This window comes from Pseudomonas sp. RL_105y_Pfl2_101 (assembly GCF_963970585.1).
Classification (GTDB): domain Bacteria; phylum Pseudomonadota; class Gammaproteobacteria; order Pseudomonadales; family Pseudomonadaceae; genus Aquipseudomonas.
Map to the genome: position 1 here is coordinate 65,835 of NZ_CAXAPG010000026.1, position 19,283 is coordinate 85,117.

Annotated in this window: 9 protein-coding genes; 2 read left to right on the forward strand and 7 right to left on the reverse strand. The window is 62.0% G+C overall.

The genetic code is table 11. The annotated features are described in order from the left end of the window. Nucleotides 1-4: 4 nt before the first annotated feature. A complete protein-coding gene (locus tag AACY31_RS22025; RefSeq protein ID WP_339483173.1) occupies nt 5-1,378 on the forward strand; it encodes a coproporphyrinogen III oxidase in 1,374 nt (457 codons plus the stop codon). Then, a complete protein-coding gene (gene hemN / locus AACY31_RS22030) occupies nt 1,375-2,763 on the forward strand; it encodes an oxygen-independent coproporphyrinogen III oxidase (protein ID WP_339483171.1) in 1,389 nt (462 codons plus the stop codon). Before AACY31_RS22025 ends, hemN begins: the two co-directional genes overlap by 4 nt. Before the next feature lie 56 nt (nt 2,764-2,819). Here the strand turns inward: hemN and AACY31_RS22035 are convergent, their stop codons facing one another. From AACY31_RS22035 to AACY31_RS22065, 7 genes are all read right to left on the reverse strand, one after another. After that, entirely contained in the window at nt 2,820-3,026 is a 207-nt protein-coding gene (locus AACY31_RS22035) for a hypothetical protein (protein ID WP_339492986.1), read from the reverse strand. Between the two features lie 6 nt (nt 3,027-3,032). Continuing rightward, a complete protein-coding gene (gene adeC, locus AACY31_RS22040) occupies nt 3,033-4,457 on the reverse strand; it encodes an AdeC/AdeK/OprM family multidrug efflux complex outer membrane factor (protein WP_339483167.1) in 1,425 nt (474 codons plus the stop codon). 69 nt (nt 4,458-4,526) lie between these two features. Further along, the gene (locus AACY31_RS22045; protein ID WP_339483165.1) at nt 4,527-5,351 is read right to left on the reverse strand and encodes a helix-turn-helix transcriptional regulator; all 825 of its coding nucleotides are present in this window, start codon (nt 5,349-5,351) and stop codon (nt 4,527-4,529) included. 603 nt (nt 5,352-5,954) lie between these two features. Next, the gene (locus AACY31_RS22050) at nt 5,955-7,115 is read right to left on the reverse strand and encodes an FAD-dependent monooxygenase (protein WP_339505078.1); all 1,161 of its coding nucleotides are present in this window, start codon (nt 7,113-7,115) and stop codon (nt 5,955-5,957) included. An 86-nt stretch (nt 7,116-7,201) separates the two neighbouring features. Next, the gene (locus AACY31_RS22055; RefSeq protein ID WP_339505079.1) at nt 7,202-14,500 is read right to left on the reverse strand and encodes an amino acid adenylation domain-containing protein; all 7,299 of its coding nucleotides are present in this window, start codon (nt 14,498-14,500) and stop codon (nt 7,202-7,204) included. Between the two features lie 104 nt (nt 14,501-14,604). After that, nucleotides 14,605-15,867 (reverse strand): glycosyltransferase, encoded by a 1,263-nt coding sequence (locus AACY31_RS22060; protein WP_339483159.1) that lies wholly within the window; start codon nt 15,865-15,867, stop codon nt 14,605-14,607. Nucleotides 15,868-16,140: 273 nt separating this feature from the next. After that, a partial coding sequence (locus tag AACY31_RS22065; RefSeq protein WP_339505080.1) for a condensation domain-containing protein occupies nt 16,141-19,283 on the reverse strand: 3,143 nt, incomplete at its 5' end.

Consider the following 19,283-nt stretch of genomic DNA (forward strand, 5'->3'; position numbering starts at 1 on the left):
TGTCATGTTCGACCCGTTCCATACCCTCAGTGAGCGACCCTCGGGACGTGCCCCTGTGGTGGCTGATTTCGATTGTCCGGTCGGTACGCGTAGATTCCACACAGGCATCGGTTCGCTCGACCTGCTTCGAGGGTTACGCAGCAGCCGGCAGACACGACGGCCCTTGTCCCTGGCGGTGCACCTGCCTTCGCGTTTGCGGCTGGCGTCGTGTTCGCCCCTGGCCAGCGACTGCCGGTGCGGTGAGATCGAGGGCTATCTGCAACGGTTGACGCATGAGCTGGGGTTGGTTGGGTGCCACCTGGGGGCAGGGCGACGCGTCGAGCAGTTTTGCCTGACCGGTGGCACACCGGTGATCGCTCACCTGCAGAAGCTGATGGGTGATCTGCGCAAGCGCTTCGACTTCAATGAGTACGACGGCGGCGATCACAGCATCGAGGTGGACCTGCACCACACGGATTGGTCGACCATGGGGCTGATCCGTGACCAGGGTTTCACCCATGTCAGCATCGGTGTCCCCGACATTGGCGTCGACAGCGATCTGTCGGTCGATTGCTACCAGAACCCGGCACCGATCCATTCGTTGATCGATGCGGCGCGCACGTTTGGTTTTCGCTCCATCAACATTGACCTGGGCTATGGCCACGCTTGGCAGACGCCCAGCAGTTTCGCCCTGAAACTGGCGACGCTGATCGAACTGGAACCGGACCGGTTGCACGTTTTCGACTATGCCCGCGCACCATATCGTTATCGCTCGAAAAACGCCGGGGTCGCTGGCGCCTTTTGCAGCACGGTCGACAAAGACGCCATGCGGCGGATCTGCTGTGAGCAACTGACTGACGCCGGTTATCACTACATCGGCCTGGGCCAGTTCGTCAGGGCCGACGATGACCTGGCGGTGGCCCAGGAGCACGGACGCCTGCATCGCAATTGCCAGGGTTTTAGCCGTCACGGTTGCTGTGATCATGTGGGCTTCGGTTTGTCGGCCATCACGCAGATCGAGCACCTGTATGTACAGAACACCGATGACCTGCATCAATATTGCCAACAGCTGGACGCCGGGCAGTTGCCGGTGTGTCGCGGCTGGCGCTGCGAAGCGCAGGATCAGGTCAAGGCGAGCGTGACCGAGCAGCTTTCCTGTGACCTGGAGCTGGATATCCTGGCCATCGAGGCACGTTTCGGCCTGGTGTTTCGCGAGCATTTCGCGTCTGCCTGGCCGTCGCTGGAAGCGTTGCATGACCAGGGATTGATCGAACTGTCGAGCCGGTTTATCGGCATCCTGCCCGCCGGGCGCTTGAACGTCGATGCGATCTGCAATCTGTTCGACTCAGGACTGGATGACGCAGGCCCACACCCTTTTGAAAAGTTGAACCCATCATGAGTGCTGCATCCGGTTTCAATCGTACCCTGGTGGAGAAATACGACCGCCCAGGGCCGCGCTACACCTCCTATCCGACGGCGCCGCAGTTCCACCAGGCCTTTGCCATGGACGAATACCAGCAGGCTGCCCAACGCAGTAACCAGGCGCCATCGCCCAAGTCGATATCGGTGTACATCCATATCCCGTTCTGCCAGAGCCTCTGCTATTACTGCGCGTGCAACAAAATCATCACGCGCAAGACCCATCGCGCCGTCGAATACCTGAGCTATCTCAAGCGCGAAATTGCCCTGCAGGCGGCCTTGTTCGACCGCTCGCGCAAACTGACTCAACTGCACCTGGGCGGGGGCACGCCGACGTACCTGACCCATGAGCAACTGGCCGACCTGATGGACTGCCTACACCAGTCGTTCGACATGGACGACAGCGATGCCCATGAGTTTTCCATCGAGGTCGACCCGCGGACCATCGATGCGCAACAGATCCAAGGCCTGCGCCAGCTGGGGTTCAACCGTCTGAGCTTTGGCGTCCAGGATTTCGATGCCCAGGTGCAGATCGCTGTCAATCGAGTGCAAAGCGAAGCCCAGGTTGTCGAGCTGGTGGAAGCCGCACGCCTGGCGCGCTTCAGGTCGGTCAGCGTCGATCTGATCTACGGCCTGCCCTTGCAGACCATTGCCAGTTTCGATGTCACCTTGAGCAAGATCATCGCCCTGCGTCCGGACCGGATCGCGGCCTACAGCTACGCCCACCTGCCGCAACGGGTGCGGGCGCAACGGATGATCCGACCAGAAGACATGCCGCCGCCAGAGCGCAAGCTGGAGTTGCTGGAACTGACCATCAATCGCCTGACTGAAGCCGGCTACGTCTACATCGGCATGGATCACTTTGCCTTGCCGGATGACGAACTGGTACGCGCCCGCGCCCAGGGCAGCCTGCAGCGTAACTTCCAGGGTTATTCCACCCACGCCGACTGTGACTTGATAGGCCTGGGGGTGTCCTCGATCGGCAAGGTGGGCGACAGCTACAACCAGAACGTCAAGGAGCTTTCCCAGTATTACGCCCGGTTGGATCAAGGCTTGCTGGCGGTGCAACGTGGTTATCGGCTGAGCGACGACGATCGCCTGCGGCGCGAGGTCATCAGCGAATTGATGTGTCACGGCCGCATCGATTTCGCGCGGATCGAGAGCGCCCATCGCATTCGGTTTACCGAGTACTTCGCCGATGCCCTGGACCGGCTCCAGGAGCTGGTGCGCGATGGGTTGCTGGACCTTCGCGACGATGAGCTGGTGTTGTTGCCCCAGGGACAATTGATGATGCGCAACGTGGCCATGGCCTTCGACGCGTACCTGGGCGCGAACCAGACGGTTCAGTACTCGCGCACGGTCTGATGTGGCATTTGTGGCAAGGGGATTTACTCCCTCGTCACAGCGGTCTATTTCGTCCGCTACGACCGCTCCGTATCCGAACCGGCGACGGCTGGGATCAGGTCGCGTGTCGCATAGAAGCCTTGCACCAGGCGATTCTTGGCCCGGTACTCGCACAGGAGCAGCAAGGTATCCGGCATCTGGGAGATGGACGAGGAATGTTTGACCACCATCGTCTTACCTCCCGAGCGCAAGCGCACCAGGGTCCCGGGTTCGAATGTGCCCATCTGCAGTCACCTCACAGTCACGTTGCTTGTGCGTTCTACCCACCCCCCGCCCAGGGCCTTGTACAGGTTGACTTCAGCGAGCAGTTGCGAGAGCCGGTCGACGATCAGGGTTTGCTGGGCGTTGAACAGCGAGCGTTGGGCATCAAGGAACGTCAGGCTGCTATCCACGCCAATGCGATAGCGCCGCTCCGCCAGGCGGTAGTAGTCCTGGTTGGCTTGCACCAGGTCGCGCTGGGCGATCAATTGGTCTTTATAGGTCTTGCGCGCCGCGAGGCCATCGGACACTTCCTGGAAGGCGGTCTGGATGGCTTTCTCGTATTGCGCCACGCGGATGTCTTTCTGGACTTTCGAGTAGTTCAGGCTCGCCCGAAGGCTGCCGGCGTTGAAAATCGGCAGGTTGATCTGCGGTTGAAACATCCAGCTGCCCGACCCGCCCTTGAATAGCCCGGACAGTTCTTTGCTGGAACTGCCTGCGTTGGCTGTCAGGCTGATGCTCGGGAAAAACGCGGCACGGGCCGCGCCGATATTGGCATTGGCCGATTGCAACAGGTACTCGGCCCCAAGGATGTCCGGCCGGCGTTGCAGCAAGTCCGACGGCAGGCCCGCCGGTACTTCGCTGAGCAGGTCCGATGACAATGGGCGGCCGGGCAGGTCATCGGCAACCGACGTGCCCACCAGCAACGTGAGGTTGTTGCGGTCCTGGGCGACCTGGCGCTGGAACCTGGCCAGGCTGGCCCTGGCGCTTTCCACCGAGGTTCGCGATTGGCTCAGGTTCAAGGCCGAGGCGGTACCGACCTGGTTGCTGCGTTCGGTCAGGCGCAGGCTTTGCTCGTAGGATTGCAGCGTGTCCTGGGTCAACGCCAGCAGCTCCTGATCGGCACGCCAGGTCAGGTAGGCACTGGCGACGCTGGCCACCAGGCTCAATTGGCTGCTGCGCCGGGCTTCTTCACTGGACAGATAGGTCAGCGACGCCTGGTCGCTGAGGCTGCGTATGCGCCCGAACAGGTCCAGCTCATAGGCGCTGATCCCCAGTGTGGCGGAATACGAACGGCTGATGGCGGCGTCGCCGGTTCCGCTGAGGCTGGCCGGCAGGCGCTGGTGCGAACCGGTGCCGTTGGCACTGATTGCCGGGAAGAGGTCCGCCCGTTGAATCCGATACTGCGCCTGGTAGGCCTCGACGTTCAGGGCCGCTACCCGCAAGTCGCGGTTGTTGGCCAGCGCGCTTTCGATCAGTTGTGCCAGCACCGGATCCTGGAACAGGTCACGCCAACCCTGTTCGGCCGCCAGGGGCCCCGACAAGGCCGGGGCATAGGCCGAGGTTTGCGGATACTGCCCGGCGATCGGTGCGGCGGGGCGTTGGTAGTCCGGGATAAGCGAACAACCGCCCAGCATGAACGCCGCGGCGGCCAGGGGACTCAAGAGTTTATGCATCGACCTGTTGTCTCATTGTGGTGCCTGGCCATGCACCACAGGCGCAGGCAGGCGGGTTGCGGCGGGCCGTCATGATCCGATCATCCACTTCGCCAGCCCATGCCGCCCGCTCACGCCCAGCTTGGCGGCGGCACGCTTGAGGTAGGTTTCGATGGAGCTGTTCTTGACCTGTAGCTTTTCCGCGATCTCCGGCACGGTACCCCCGGCCAGCAGGCCCAGGCAGACCTCTTTTTCCCGCACGGAAAGGGTCACATCGCAGGGGCTCAGTCGATCGTTGAAATCACGCTGCAGTTGGCTCTGATCGGCGGCATCGAGCGGATGGCTCGAGGCGCTGCCAGGGGCTTTGAAACATTGACGATTGAGGTGCGCGTGACGCTCGGCCAGGGGTAACAGCGTTTCGGAAAGGTACTTCAAAAAGGACAGTTCCTGGAGGGAAAAGTCGCGCTGTACCTGGGGGCGTTGCAACGAAATCACACAACGGCGGTTGGCCTTGCGTGAAATCAGAATGCATTGGTGGGAGGTGCCGAGGCAGTCGTTGCCTCTTTCGTCCTTCATCCGTGCGTTCAGATGGATCAGCAGGGCGTCATCCACCTCCAACACTCTTTTCACCAACGGATGATCGTTGCGCTCTATCGCCGTGGTGGGGCAGGGGGATTGCATGTGCACGTTTTTTTCCGAACCTGCATACCCCAGCAGCTGTACATCGAGGACATTCGACTGGGGGGCGTCGGCTGTCCATTCACTCAATTCGAGTCGACTGACAGGCACTGATGTTTCGATCATCTGGTGCATGTTAGTCAAGAAACTCTCGTGTCCGACACTTGAAATCAGCTTTCCTAGCTCTACGTAGAGGTGCGATTTTTCCGCCCCCTCAATACACGCATGTCGATTCATTGTCCTTATCCTGCTGACTCGAAAAAACTCCGCATCTCTGACCGTTGACGGAAGAAATCCGACCGCATTCTAAAATGCTGAAGCCTCTTCTGAAGTTGATACTTGGCGTCAATATCGGTCTTGTGAACCTATTGACATAAACGGTTTAGCCGGTAGGGCTATTAGGCGTTTCCATGTAGGAAAAGTCTGTAAGGGAAAACAGGGACATTCCGGTTCAGTCGTTGGGTGCTGGTTTTTTGATACCTGCGGGCAAAAAAAACACGTTGGGTCAAAGATTTTTTCCTCGGTGGTGATCGCTGCGGGGACAGGTTTCAGCGCGATCTTAGAAAAAATATCCAGTTAAATTAAAGGGTTGTGTTCGTATGCTGGTGCTTGAACGGCTGTGTTTTTCATGGCCGTCATTGTAGGAGTTGTCTGGCAGTAGTCTCCCGACCCTGGGTTCCCAGTATGGTGAAGACTTCTCATTTCGCGATTTTTATCCCGATGTGTGTCGTTTTTTGTCTGTATGGGAGTCGCTTTCTGTCATTGACGCTCTCTGGGCGTGGGTGGTCGGACGGGGTTCCGCGCCGTCCAGCCTGGTCGCCCAGTGGCCGTTCTGGCGGTTTACGCGCAGGGCTTGAACGAGAGGATATCGATGTTCTTTTTACGCAGGCTGCGCTGTGGCGTCAGGCGCAAATACCATTCTCGAAGCCAGCAGGCGAGGGTCGACTCGGCTTGCTCGATGCCGCTCATGAAGCGAGCGGCATTGACGATCCCGTTGGCCCGGGGGTGTCTATGGGCCTGGTAATGCAGCAGTGCGGTGCGCAGGTCCGGCGTTCGCGCGAGCAGGTCGGCCAGGACTACGGCATCCTCGATCGCCTGCGCCGCGCCTTGACCCAGACTGGGCAGCATGGGGTGAGCCGCATCGCCCAAGAGCACCACGTGTCCATCGCAGAATTGCTCGACGGGATGGCGATCCCGAGCATGCATTTTCAGTAGGGCACTCTCAGGGGTGGCCTCGATGGCGGCCACGACTTCCGGCGCCCAGCCAGCGTAGGCCGCGAGCACTTCCTGCTTGCTGATGCTCAAGGCGGCATCCGCCGCGTTCTCGTGATTGCAGGTGCCCCACCAATACGCCTGGCCGTCCCCGACATCGCAGAGCCCGAAGCGCTTGCCGCGTCCCCAGTAATGCGCCACGTAGCCTTCGGTCATGACCGGATGGCTGAAGGGCGCCACCGCCAGCCAGGCGACATAGCCCGAGGGGCGTGTGGGGGTTTCGCCGAGCATCTGCTGGCGGATCACCGAGTTCAGGCCATCGGCGCCAATCAACAGATCCGCTTCCTGCAGGCTGCCGTCTTCGAACCGCACCATGACGCCATCGGGAAGAGGGTCATACCCGGCGCAGCGCAACCCGGTTCGCAAGGTGTCGGGTGCGAGCTGTTGTGCCAATGCACGTAGCAACAGCGGGCGCTGGATATTCACACTGGGATGACCCAGCTGTTCGCCGATCTCGTGGATCGGCATGCGGGTGATGGCATCGCCCTGGTGTTTCTTGAAGAAGAAGTCGCGGATCACCTGGCCTGCCTGTTCCACCGGAACATGGGCGTCAATCGAATGCAACGCGGCCATGGCATTGGCCATGACGGACAAGCCGGTACCACCGGTGCGCAGCGTCTGGGCCGCTTCGAAGACCTTGACCTGCCAACCCGCACGCTGCAGCGCGATGGCGGCTGTCAGCCCGCCGATCCCGGCGCCGGCGACAATGGCTTTTTTGGGTGCTGTCATGCTGTTTCACCTGTATCGAGCCCGGAATGACCAGGCGATGGAGTCAAGCGGGGCCGTCAATCCGGCCCCGTGATCGTTGGTCACGGTTAAGCCAATGCGCCCACGGACTCGACGCTCCTGACCCGGGCCAGGTCGATCCGCGACCGGATGAATTGACCCACACGCTCGATGTGCGGCTCACGCATCATGGTCAGATGGTCACCCTCCACGGCGACTCGTTGTACCTGGGGCGCAATCGAGCGCCAGCCGCGGTATGGGTCGCGGAAGGCGGTGCCCACCAGTTCATGAGGGGCTTGCAGCACATCGGGCAGCTCGACATCCGCCGCGAACAACGTGATGGGCAGGTCCAGTGGCGCAAAGCGATAGTCCAGCAGCCCTTGCCAGTTGGCATGGAACACGCGGAACAACTGATCGAGCGTCGCCAGGGTGATGGTCTCGTCGAAAATGCCCTGGTCGATGCCGTGCTGCCGGATCGCCGCGAAGGCCTGTGGGTCGTCCAGGGAGGAGAAGTCCAGGGCGTGGTAGGCGTAGTCCTTCTGTCCGTCGCCGCTGAGCAATTCCCACATGAACCAGTTCATGAACTCGCTGCGTTCTATCTGCACCTCGCCCTGCCTGACGCGCACGATAGTGTCCAGCAGGAATACGTTATGCAGGCACCGTCCGCGTCGCTGCAACTCGCTCGCCAGCTCATACGCCACGACGCCCCCATAAGACCAGCCGCCGATGTTCAAGGGGCCATCAGGTGCGACCTGTTCAATGGCGTCCGCGTAGTACACCGCCTGGGCCTGCACCGATTGCAACGGCTCGCGGGCATCCCATGTGCCCGGCGCTTGCAGGGCATACAGGTGGACCTGGTCCTTGAGCACCCGTGCCAATGCCGCATAGCACAGCACGTGTCCGCCGATGGGGTGGACCAGGAACAACGTCGGACGGCGCGTGGCATTCCTGAAGTCCACCAGCGCGCTGGTGCCGGGGTGTCCGGTTTCGGTCTGTTGCAGCACTTGGGCGAACTCGGCGATGGTCGGCGCCTGGATGAAGTCGGACAGCGAAGGTTCCAGGCGTTGATGCCTGGCGAGCATGGCCACCAGTTGTACTGCCTTGAGCGAATTGCCCCCCAACTCGAAGAAGTTGTCGTGGATGCTGATGCTGTCCAGGTCCAGGGTTTCCTGCCAGTAGGCTTGCAGCAGATCCTCCATGGCATTGCGAGGGCCGATGAAGGGACGCTGCAAGGTGGTCTGGACTTCGATCTTCTGCAAGCGCTGCCGGTCGATCTTGCCCGTGGGCCCGAGCGGTAGCTTCGCGATCCTGACCAGTGTGTTCGGCACCATATAGTCGGGCAGTGCCAGGCGCATTTCCGCCTTGAATTGGTCCAGGTCCGGCTCGCACCCCGGCAGTGCCTGGACGAACCCCACCAGATAACGGCTGCCATCGGTTGCTGTCTTGTCGATGACCGCCACCTGCTCGATGTCGGCCCTGAACCGGGCAGAGCCGAGCATGGCCACTTCGATCTCGCCGAGCTCGACGCGGTAACCGCGGATCTTGACTTGGGCGTCGCTGCGGCCTTGGTACACGAGATCGCCCCCTGGCAAGTAGAAGCCGATGTCTGCGGTTTCATACAAGCGCCTGGTCTGGCCTTCGAGCTGGCGATAGATAAAGCGTTCGTCGGTCAGGTCGGGACGGTTCCAGTAGCCATTGGCAAGGCAGACCCCTTCGATGAACAGATCGCCCGTCACGCCGACCGGGCAGGAGTTGCCCGCCGCGTCGAGGACATGCATGCGCACCCCGTCGATGGGCGTGCCGATGGGCGGCATGCTCGGCCAGGTCGCCGTCACGCCTTCAAGTCGCAGGCTCGTGACCACATGGGCCTCGGTCGGGCCATAGTGGTTCTCGATCCGACAAATGCCGAGGCGGTCAATCAGGGCACGGATTTCGGCGGTGATTTTCAGCTGCTCACCAGCGACGTTGATCTGGCGCAACGAGGTGGGGTGGATACCGAGCTGTGTGGCGACTTCAGCCAAACCCTGGAAGGCGACATAGGGCAGGAACAGGCGATTGACCTCTTGCGCGCCAATAAACTTCAGCAAGCGGATGAAGTCATAGCGCAACCCTTCGTCAATCATCACCAGCTCATGCCCGCTGGACAAGGTCGAGAAAATTTCCTGGAACGAAACGTCGAACGAAATGGGCGCGTATTGCAGCGTCTTCAGCGGTTGCGCCGCGTTGACGTCCTGCGCCTGCTGACGGTTCTGCCAGAGGATCATATTGGTCAATGCCTGGTGCGGCATGGCCACGCCTTTGGGGCGGCCGGTCGAGCCCGAGGTATAGAGCAAGTAGGCGTTGTCTTCGGCCATGACGCCGGCGGCAATGGCGGCCACCCGTTGGTGGCTGCCCGCCAGATCGTTGTCGAAGCCGGCGACCACGCTGTCCCAATGGCGCGTATCGGCCTGGCCCGCCAGGGTCATCGCCAGGTCCGCAGACGCATCGGCGAATAGCACCAGGCGTGGTTGCGAGTCTTCGAGAATCAGCTGGATACGCTCGTTCGGATAGCTCAGGTCGATGGGGACGTACGCGGCGCCAGCCTGTACGACACCCAACAACGCGACGATCAGGTCGGGCGAGCGGGGCATCATGATCGCGACCCGGTCACCCTGGCCGATACCGTGCCGCTGCAGCCAGCTCACCAGTTGCGCGCAAGTGTCGTGCAATTGACCATAGGACAGACGCACCTGGCCCAGACTCACGGCAGTCTGCTCGCCATGGCGCGCGAAACTGTCCAATAACAAGCTCGAGAGGTTGTCGTGGGGCGAGGCGGCAGTGGCGCTTGACGTGGTTCGTTCGACGGGGGGCTGCCAGGCCGGTATGGCCGGTTTGGCGTCAGGCGCGGCGATCATCAGTTCCAGCGTGCGCAGCAGGTAATCGGCATAGGCTTCGACCTGACAGGTGGGGACACGCGCGGTGCAGTAGTCCATCTTCACCATCAGCGAACCGTTGGCTGGGTGGCGGCCCAGGGTGGTCAGCAAGTCGTAGTTGCTCGCTTCCGTGGTTTCCCACTCGGTGAGGATTTCTTCGCCTTGGGTCAGCAGGTCCTTGAGCACGTAAAAGTCGACGTAGTTGAACACCACGTTCAAGGCCACGTCGGTCTCGCGATGAATCAATGCGAACGGATAGCGCCGATGGGCGAATACCTGTTGTTCCTGGGCAATCGTTGCCTGGATCATCGCCAGCCAGCTCTGGCCCTGGCTGCTGAACCGTACCGGCAAGGTATTGAGGAACAGCCCCAGGATCGAGGCGGCATCTTCGAACGCCGGCCGGCCATGGCTGATCACGCCACACAGCACTTCCTTTTGATTGGACATGATCGCCTGGGCGAAGCCGTGGGCCGTCAGCAGGACCGCGCGCAAGGGCAGGTCCCGCGCCTGGCAGAACGCTTCGAGGCGGGCCAGGTCCGCGGCGGGCAGTTCACGGTAGGCCGAGCGGTGTGGCGTCGGGTCTGGCGCCACTGCATGAACCCAGCTGGTCATGGCGGCGGCGGGGGCCTCGTGCAAGTAGTCGCGCCAGAACCGGCGGTGGGTATCCGTTGCCGTGGCCTCTTGCTCCAGGGCCACGAAGTCGGCCGGTGTGGTGGTCAGGGCCGGCAGTGCGTCGGTGCCAGGCGCCGAGGTGTAGAGCGTGACCAGGTCGCGCATCAAGGTGGCGACGCTCCAACCGTCGAGAATCGCATGGTGGAAGCTGAAGATCAGGTCGATTTCGCTCTGTGCGACGAACACGCAAAACTGATACAGCGGCGCCCGATGCCAGTCTTCGCGGTAACGCTTGCGTTTCTCCACGTAGCTGGCAATGGCTTGTGTCCGGGCGTCGGGGCTCAGCGAGCAGACATCAATGACGTGCACGGGGGGCTCGACCGTCGAGTGCACCCGGGCCATGGGCACCTCGGCGTGACCGATATCGAACGACATGCGCAAGGCCGGGTGACGCCAGATCAATGCCTTGCAGGCTCGCTCAAAGGCGGGGGCATTCCAACGCAGGCGCAAGCGGTAGCGGAAGATGTCGTGATAGATCGCCGAATCCGGGTGCATCATCGAGTGATAAATCATCCCGACCTGCAGCTGCGAGGCGGCAAACACGTCATCGAACACGCCTTCGCTGGCCAGACGGATCGCCGACGGAACCTGGGCGAAAGCCTCTACATGGGTCAAGGGCTCAAGGCTGGCGGCCGACGTTGGCCCGGACTCCAGGGCCTCGGCCAACTGGGCGATGGTCGGGGACTGGTAGACCTGCGCCAGGGTCAGCGCAATGCCTTGTTCACGGGCGTTGATCTGCAAGTGGATGACTTTCAGGGAGTCGCCGCCCAGCATGAAGTAGTTGTCATGAATGCCCAGTGACGAGCGCATGAGGTTTTCCTGCCACAGCTCGACGAGTGCCTGCTCCAAGGCCGTGCGAGGCGCTGTCGTATCGGTGCCCTGGGTGGCTGTTGGCTCGGGCAGGGCCTTGCGGTCCAGCTTGCCGTTGACACTTAACGGGAACTGCTCAAGCTCAATCAGGTGCCTGGGCACCATGTAGTCAGGCACCTGTTGGCGCAAGGTCCTCTGCAGCGCTTGCGCAGAAGGCGTGCATCCGGGCTCGCTCACCCAATAGGCGCTGAGGTATGCATCCCCGGCGTCCTGGCGGGCGATCACGACCACGTCCTTGACACCGTCGCACGCGAGCAGGTGGGCTTCTATCTCGCCCAATTCGATGCGCAGGCCGCGAATTTTTACCTGGAAATCGTTGCGTCCCAGGTATTCGAGGCTGCCATCGGGCAGCCAACGCCCAAGGTCGCCGGTCTTGTACAGCCGGGCCTGGGGCTCGCTGCGCAAAGGGTCATGGATAAACCGTTCGGCCGTCAGTTCGGGACGGTTCAGGTAACCTCGCGCGACCCCGAGGCCTGCGATATGCAGTTCGCCGGCCACCCCCGGGGGCAGTGGTTTCAGGTTCGCGTCGAGGACATGCATCTGGATGTTCGCGATTGGCCGTCCGATCGGTACGATGCCGTCGTGCACATCGGGCCGGCAATGCCATGCCGTCACGTCAATGGCCGCTTCGGTGGGGCCGTAGAGATTGTGCAACTGCACCGTTGGCAAGTATTCGAAAAAGCGCTTCTGCAAGGCATGGGGCAAGGCCTCGCCGCTGCACAGGACCTGCCGGAGCGCGGGCAACCGCTGCGGCTCCACCTGGTCGAGAAAGACCTGCAACATCGACGGGACAAAGTGCAGCAGCGTGATGCCGGCGCTCGCCATGATGTCCATCAAATAGCTTGGGTCCTTGTGCCCGTCGGGGGCGGCGACGATCAGTTGCGCGCCACTGAGCAACGGCAGGAAAAACTCCCAGACCGACACATCGAAACTGAACGGGGTTTTTTGCAGGATCCGGCTGTGTTCATCGACCCCATAGGCATCGCGCGCCCAGAGCAATCGATTCACGACCCCGTCATGCTGGTTCATCACGCCTTTGGGCAAGCCGGTGGAGCCCGAGGTGTAGATCACGTAGACCAGGTGCCGAGGCGTCAGCCCGAGCGCAGCGGCGTCCGGGTTGTGCGCCGGTTGTCGGGACAATGCTTGAGCCTCGGTATCCAGGCACAGCACGGGCATCGTCACGGCGGGCAGGTTCGCCAATAACCCTTGGGTGGTGATCAGGGCGCTGGGTGCGCTGTCGCTGAGCATATGGCTCAAGCGGTCGGCCGGATAGCCCGGGTCGAGCGGCACGTAGGCGGCACCCGCTTTGAGAATGCCCAGCAAGCCGACCACCATCTCCAGGCTGCGCTCCATGCAGATGGCGACGCGATCGTCCCGGCCAAGCCCGGTCTCCAGCAGGGCGTGGGCCAGGCGGTTGGCCTGGCGGTTCAGCGCCTCATAGGTTAGCGCCTGGTCGGCGAAACGTACCGCGATCGCGTCGGGGCGAGCGGCGACCTGGGCTTCGATCAACTGATGCAGCAGCACATCCTTGGGGTAGTCGACGTCGGTGCGATTCCATTCCTGCAGCAGTTGGCGCTCAGCGGGTGGCAGTGGGTCGAGAGCCATGACCGACACGTCGAAATTGGCGGCCACGCATTCCAGGATGTTCATGAAGCGTTGTTGCAAGGCCTCGATCTGCGGCGCGTCGAAATAGGCCTCGTTGTAGATGAAGTGCATCCACACATCGTCTTCTGGTGCGGACTCCCGAACGTGCATTGCCAATGGCATCTGTTCGTAGCCATTGCTGAGCTTGACCGGTTGTGCCGGCGCAGGTCCGTACCAGGTGTCCTGGTCCTGTTCGAAGGACACCACCACGTCGAACAACTGGCGCCGGCCCAGGTTCTGCAAGCCGAGCTCGCGGTTCAATTCGCTCAGCGGGAAGCGCTGGTAGCGATAATCCTGCTTGAGCGTCAGGGCAATCTTGCCCACCAGATCGCTGAAACTCAGGTCGGTGCCCAGGCTAAGGCGGACCGGGCTCATGCCGACGAACATGCCCATCGTGGCCTTGTGAGCGGCATTGGCCCGGTTGAGGATGGGCAGGCCGATCACGATTTCATCCCGTTGCTCGGTGCGCGCAAAGTAGCTATACAGCACCCCGAGCATGACGTGGAAGACCGTTGCCTGTCCCGCCGCCTTGGCTTTTTCGCCAAGACGGTTGTAAAGCGCCCGAGGCAAGCGCCAGGCATGGTTCTGGCTGGGTGCCAGGCGCTGGTCGAATCGACCCGGCTGACGGGGCGCGAGCAGGGGCTCGGGCAGCGTGCGGTATTTCTCCAACCAGTATTGGCGTTGGCGCTGGAACGAAACCGAGTCTTTGCTGGCAACTTGCTGCTCGACATACGCTTGATAGGTCGGTGCCGGTGCCGCGTTTTGCACCTGGTCGTGCAGGGCCGTATAGGCCTGGCTGAGTGTTCGGCCAATCATGGCAAAGGACCAGCCATCGATGATCAGGTGATGGCAATTGACGAAGCAGTAGTGGAGGTCTTCCCGGACCTTGACCAGGTCCGCGCGCACCAGCAGTCCATCATCAAAGGAAAACGGGGTTTGCAGCTTGGCCTGCAGCAAGGCCAGTGCGCTGGCCTCTGGATCGGCATGGCCCGATACGTCGTGCACCGCCAGCGGGACGTCGACCGGCCCCTGGAAACGTTGGCGCGGCAGAGGGTGCTCGCTGGAGCCGGGCACCAGTTGGATCCGCAGGGCATCGTGTCCGTTGACGACCTGGTTGAAGGCCGTCTGCAGCAGCGTGGCGTCGACCGCGCCATTGATGCGGGCATAGCCGCCGATGTTGTACAACGGACTGTCGGCATGCAGCACCTGGTCCAGCCAGATGTCCAGTTGCGGGGTGGTGAGGGGATAAAGCACGTGCTCTGCGTTTGATGCGGGCAGGGTCTGGGTCATGGTGTTCTCCGTGGGCCGATCCGCTGGCCCGATGAAACGAATGAAAAATAGGCCGTGGGGCCAGGCCATGGGCAGCGCAGAGTCAATCGCCAATCAATTCGTGATTACGCGACGCGATACATGGCGGTGCGGGCGACGGCCTCGACTTGCAGCGCTGCTGCTGTGCGGGCGCTGGCACCACTGGGCATCAGCTTGCTGTAGCGGTCACAACTGGCGCGCACGTCAGGACTGTTCAGCACTTTGTCCAGGGCTGTGGCCAGTGATTCGGCGGTGGCCGGGGTGGAAACCTGCAAGCCGCATCCCAAACGTTGCATTCGCGCTGCGTTGTCGAAATGGTCGTGCGCAAAGGGTGTGGTGATCTGTGGCACCCCGGCGGCGATTGCCAGGGCCGTGGTCCCGACGCCGCCGTGATGCACCAGGGCCGAGGTGTGGGGCAGGATTTGGCTCATGGGGACGTAAGGCCTTACCAGGATCCTGCCGTCGCTGGACAACGACGGGTCTACCGGTTGGCTGGTCAGGAACACGCCGCGGCGGTCGATCAACTTCAGCGTTTGAGCCGCAGCGGCAAAATATTGTTCGGCATTGACCGTCGTCGAACCCGGAGTAAACACCACGGGTGGGGCCACGCTCAAAAAGTCCTGCAGTTCGGCGTCTAGCGCCTCGAAGCCGGATTCATCGAATAATGGGAACCCAGTGAGTACCGTCTGGGCAGGCCAGTCCTGTTGGATCGGTGCGAACCAGTCGGGGAACAGTCCCAATACCCGCTCAGGCGAGGAGATCCACTGACTGATGATGCGTTTGACCGGGGGCAAACCCAACTCGCGGCGAAAACCGTTGAGTTCAGGCTTCATAAGCCGATCGAGGACGGTGTGCTCGACGACCCCTAGCAGCAGGCGTCTCAAGGGATACGGCAAGAAGGCCGGCAGGTTCGTTCCAGGTGGATGGACGGGGCGCGCGAGGGGCGACCAGATGGCAAACGGTGTGACCTGGCCTGTGACCAGTGGGATGCCGTGTCTTTCCTGCAGCAGGCGAGCGGAAAACGCCCACAACGAACCCAGCATGACGGTGTCGTCGTCACACGCTTGCTCCAGTAGCCGATACTGTTCGCGCAGTGTGCCGGCAACGGTTTTCCATAGGGTGGGCAGTGACGTGCGCGGGTGCCACAACGCCGGGTCAGCCATGACCGCTTGATACTCCTCACGGGTCCCCAAGGGCAGGAACTTGAAGCCGCAGCGCTCGATCACCGGCGCGAATGCCGCGCTGGCGCAGAACGTTATCCGATGCCCGCGTGCTGCAAGGGTGCGGCCGATCCCGACGAATGGGTGAACGTCACCGGCTGAGCCGATGGCGGTAATGATCACATGCATAAAGCTCCTTTTTTAGAGTGATCGTGCGGTGGGTATCAGTCCTGATCGGCGGGCGATCGGACATCGTCTGTGGACTCCATCCACAAAAAACGATTCAGCTTGGGGGGTATTTAAGCGGTGCAGGTAGGAAACGTCTGTAGCGGAAAACAGGGACAATTCGGCCCGCAGATTGGGAGTGAAATTTGTGCGAGCGAGCCTGCTCGCGATAGCGGTGGGTCAGTTTCCACACCATGGGCTGCCCAGCGAATTGCTCGCAGGACAGCCCAAGACGGTCTATGACGTGGTGACGGTTTTCAAGGCCAGGGAAATTGCCTCCCCCAGCCGGGCCACATGGGGGGGCTTGACCAGTGTGTTGTGGGTGCCGGGCAGTGGCGTCACGCTCACCTGATCGGGCAGCAACGCACGCCAGCCCAGGGTCGGATCGCTACGTTGCTGTTCGCTCGCGGTGAACAGCGACACCTTGAGCGCACTGGGTGGGCTGACGTAGGCGCCAATGGCCAGTCGCATCCGATAAGCCACTTCCAAATGAGTGCGCAGCAGGGCGGCGTCGATGTCGTTGGGTAACTCCTCCGGGAGCAGACGGTTGCTCGTGCACAGCGCCAGCATGGCGTCGATGTCCGAATGTTCCGCCAGCATGGTCAGTTGCCGCAACAGATCAGGGTCGACCTGCTGGGGCAGCCAGGCCATCAGGAACTGCGCTTCGCTGATCGATTGTTCCAGCACCGGATCCGGACGGGCCGACGCATCGATGATGCCGAGGAACTCCACGACTTCACCGCCGGCCTGCAGTTGACGCGCCATTTCATAGGCGATCAGACCACCGGCCGACCAACCGGCGATCCGGTACGGACCTTGCGGCTGGACCTGACGGATGGCTGTCAGGTACCGCGTTGCAATGGCCGGCACATCGCCCAGCGGTGCCTCGCCCGCCACCAAGCCACTGGCTGCCAAGCCATAGACCGGTATCTGGGGATCGAGCACCGGCGCCAAATCCCGCGCATATTGCACTTCGCCGCCCAGGGGGTGGACCAGATACAGCGGCCGCTGGGAACCGGTACGGCGGATCGGCACCAGATTGCGCTGGGCTCCCGGCCGGGATTGGCCATCAAGAGTCCTGGCGAAACCGGCAAGGGTCGGCTCGACGAACAGGTCGCGCACGGCGATCGGTTTACCAAGAATTTTGCGCAAGCGAGAGGCCATTTGCACCGCCATCAGCGAAATGCCGCCGAGGCTGAAGAAGTCGTCATGGCGGCTGATCCGCTGCTGTTTGAACAGGTCCTGCCAGAGGGTCGCGATGGCAATCTCGGTGTCACCTTGAGGCGCTTCGTAAGGCAGCGGCGTAGAGCCGTCTTCGACGATGGAGGGCTGGACGACGGCATTGGCCGAGCGCACCAGCGTTGGGGTGCGCTGCAACAACTGACCGATGGATTGCTGAGGGTCGGTCACCAGGTTTTCCAGGACCGTGGCAAACAATCCGGCGATGTTCTGCACGGTGGCGATATCGAACAGGTCGTTGGCGTATTGCAGACTGCCACCGATGCGCTCGCCATTGTCGATCAGGGACAGCGACAGGTCGAACTGCGTGGTGTTGTGCGGGCTCGCGAGGGTTTGCACCTCAAGCCCGGGCAATTGCAACGGTGCCGGCGGCGTGTTGTCCAGGCTCAACATCACCTGGAACAACGGGCTGTGGCTCATGCTACGAGTCGGCTGCAGGGCGCTCACCACCTGTTCGAAAGGCAGGTCCTGGTGATTGTAGGCGGCCAAGGTCAGATCCTTGATTCGCCCCAGCAGTTCGTCGATGCGGGTGTCGCGCCTGGTGGTGACTCTCAACGCCAGGGTATTGGCGAAGAAACCGATCAACGCCTCCAGCTCCGGACGCTGACGATTGGCCACCGGCGTGCCAACCACCACATCCGTCTGGTCGCTCAGGTGACTCATCAACACCGACCAGCCCGCCAGCAGCACCATGAACAAGGTGGTGCCCCGGGCCTGGCTGAACGCGCGCAGATCGGCGCTGAGGGCTGGCGAAAAGCTGCACTCGATGATGCCGCCGGTATACCGCTGTATCGTCGGTCGCGGACGATCCAGCGGCAGGTTCAGCAGCACGGGCGCCCCCTCAAGGTGTTGCCGCCAGAAGTCGATCTGCGCTTGCAGCGCCGGGCCTTCAAGGGATTGCCGTTGCCAGGCGGCATAGTCGACATACTGCAGCGCCAGGGGCGGCAACGGATCTTTCTGGCTTTGGGTGAAGGCGTTGTAGAGCACGCTGACCTCACGGGCCAGCACGCTGTTGGACCAACCGTCGGAAACGATGTGGTGCAAGGTGATGAACAGCACATGTTCCTCATCGGCCAGTTGCACCAGGTGGCCGCGCAGCAGTGGCCCTCTGTGCAAGTCGAACAGCTGCGTGGCGTTGATGTGGCCGAGGTGCTCAAGCGTGGCCTGGCGTTCAGCGGGGGCGATTGCGCGCAGGTCCTGTTGCTCCAGTCGGAAGCCATAGTCGGCGGGGGCGATTTTTTGCAGTGGCTCGTCGTCCACCAGTTCGAAGCGCGTGCGCAAGGTTTCGTGACGTGCTACCAGGCGGTCGAGGGTGGCTTGCAGTGCCCCTTTATCCAGCGCTCCCTTCAGGCTCAAGGCCAGTGGCAAGTGATAGGCCGCGCCTGCCGCGTGGTCCAGATGATCGAGGAACCACAACCGCTGTTGCGAGAAAGACAACGGTAGGCGTCCCGCGCGATTGGCCAAGGGAATCGCCACGGCCTCGGTGGGCGCGGCCGCTTGCACCAGCGCAGCGAGGCCGCGCACGGTCGGCGCGTCGAACAGTTCGCGCAGGGTCAGTCGCGCGCCCAGCTTGCGCCGCAGCCGCGATAGCAGTTGCACGGCAAGCAACGAGTGGCCGCCGAGTTCAAGGAAGCCGTCATGGCGGCCGACCTGGTCCAGGTGCAGCAAACCTTTCCAGATTTCGGCAATGGCGATTTCGGTGTCGCCCTGGGGCGACTCGTAGGTTTTGCTGGCCAGGGAATCCTGGCCAGGGGCCGGCAGGGCGCGACGATCAAGCTTGCCGTTGGCGGTCAGGGGCAGGGCATCGAGGTGGACGAAGGCGCTGGGCACCATGTACTCCGGCAGGCTACTCAACAACGCGCTACGCAGTTGCTCGGCCGGGACCGGTTCGCCGCAGACGTAGGCGACCAGACGCTTGCTCTCCACATCGCCTTGGCTATCCTCCCGCGCGATCACCACGGCCTCGCGGATACCCGGGTAGGCCACCAGGGCATTCTCAATCTCACCCAACTCAATGCGGAAGCCACGAATCTTCACCTGGAAGTCATTGCGGCCCAGGTATTCCAGCGTGCCATCGGCCAGCCAGCGACCGAGGTCGCCGGTCTTGTACAACCGTGCGTTCGGCTCAGTGCTGAACGGGT

Bases quoted from the DNA above. Each gene is read 5' to 3' on its own strand.
- AACY31_RS22025 (WP_339483173.1), top strand. From the start codon at position 5: ATGTTCGACCCGTTCCATACCCTCAGTGAGCGACCCTCGGGACGTGCC.
- hemN (WP_339483171.1), top strand. From the start codon at position 1,375: ATGAGTGCTGCATCCGGTTTCAATCGTACCCTGGTGGAGAAATACGAC.
- AACY31_RS22035 (WP_339492986.1), bottom strand. From the start codon at position 3,026: ATGGGCACATTCGAACCCGGGACCCTGGTGCGCTTGCGCTCGGGAGGT.
- adeC (WP_339483167.1), bottom strand. From the start codon at position 4,457: ATGCATAAACTCTTGAGTCCCCTGGCCGCCGCGGCGTTCATGCTGGGC.
- AACY31_RS22045 (WP_339483165.1), bottom strand. From the start codon at position 5,351: ATGAATCGACATGCGTGTATTGAGGGGGCGGAAAAATCGCACCTCTAC.
- AACY31_RS22050 (WP_339505078.1), bottom strand. From the start codon at position 7,115: ATGACAGCACCCAAAAAAGCCATTGTCGCCGGCGCCGGGATCGGCGGG.
- AACY31_RS22055 (WP_339505079.1), bottom strand. From the start codon at position 14,500: ATGACCCAGACCCTGCCCGCATCAAACGCAGAGCACGTGCTTTATCCC.
- AACY31_RS22060 (WP_339483159.1), bottom strand. From the start codon at position 15,867: ATGCATGTGATCATTACCGCCATCGGCTCAGCCGGTGACGTTCACCCA.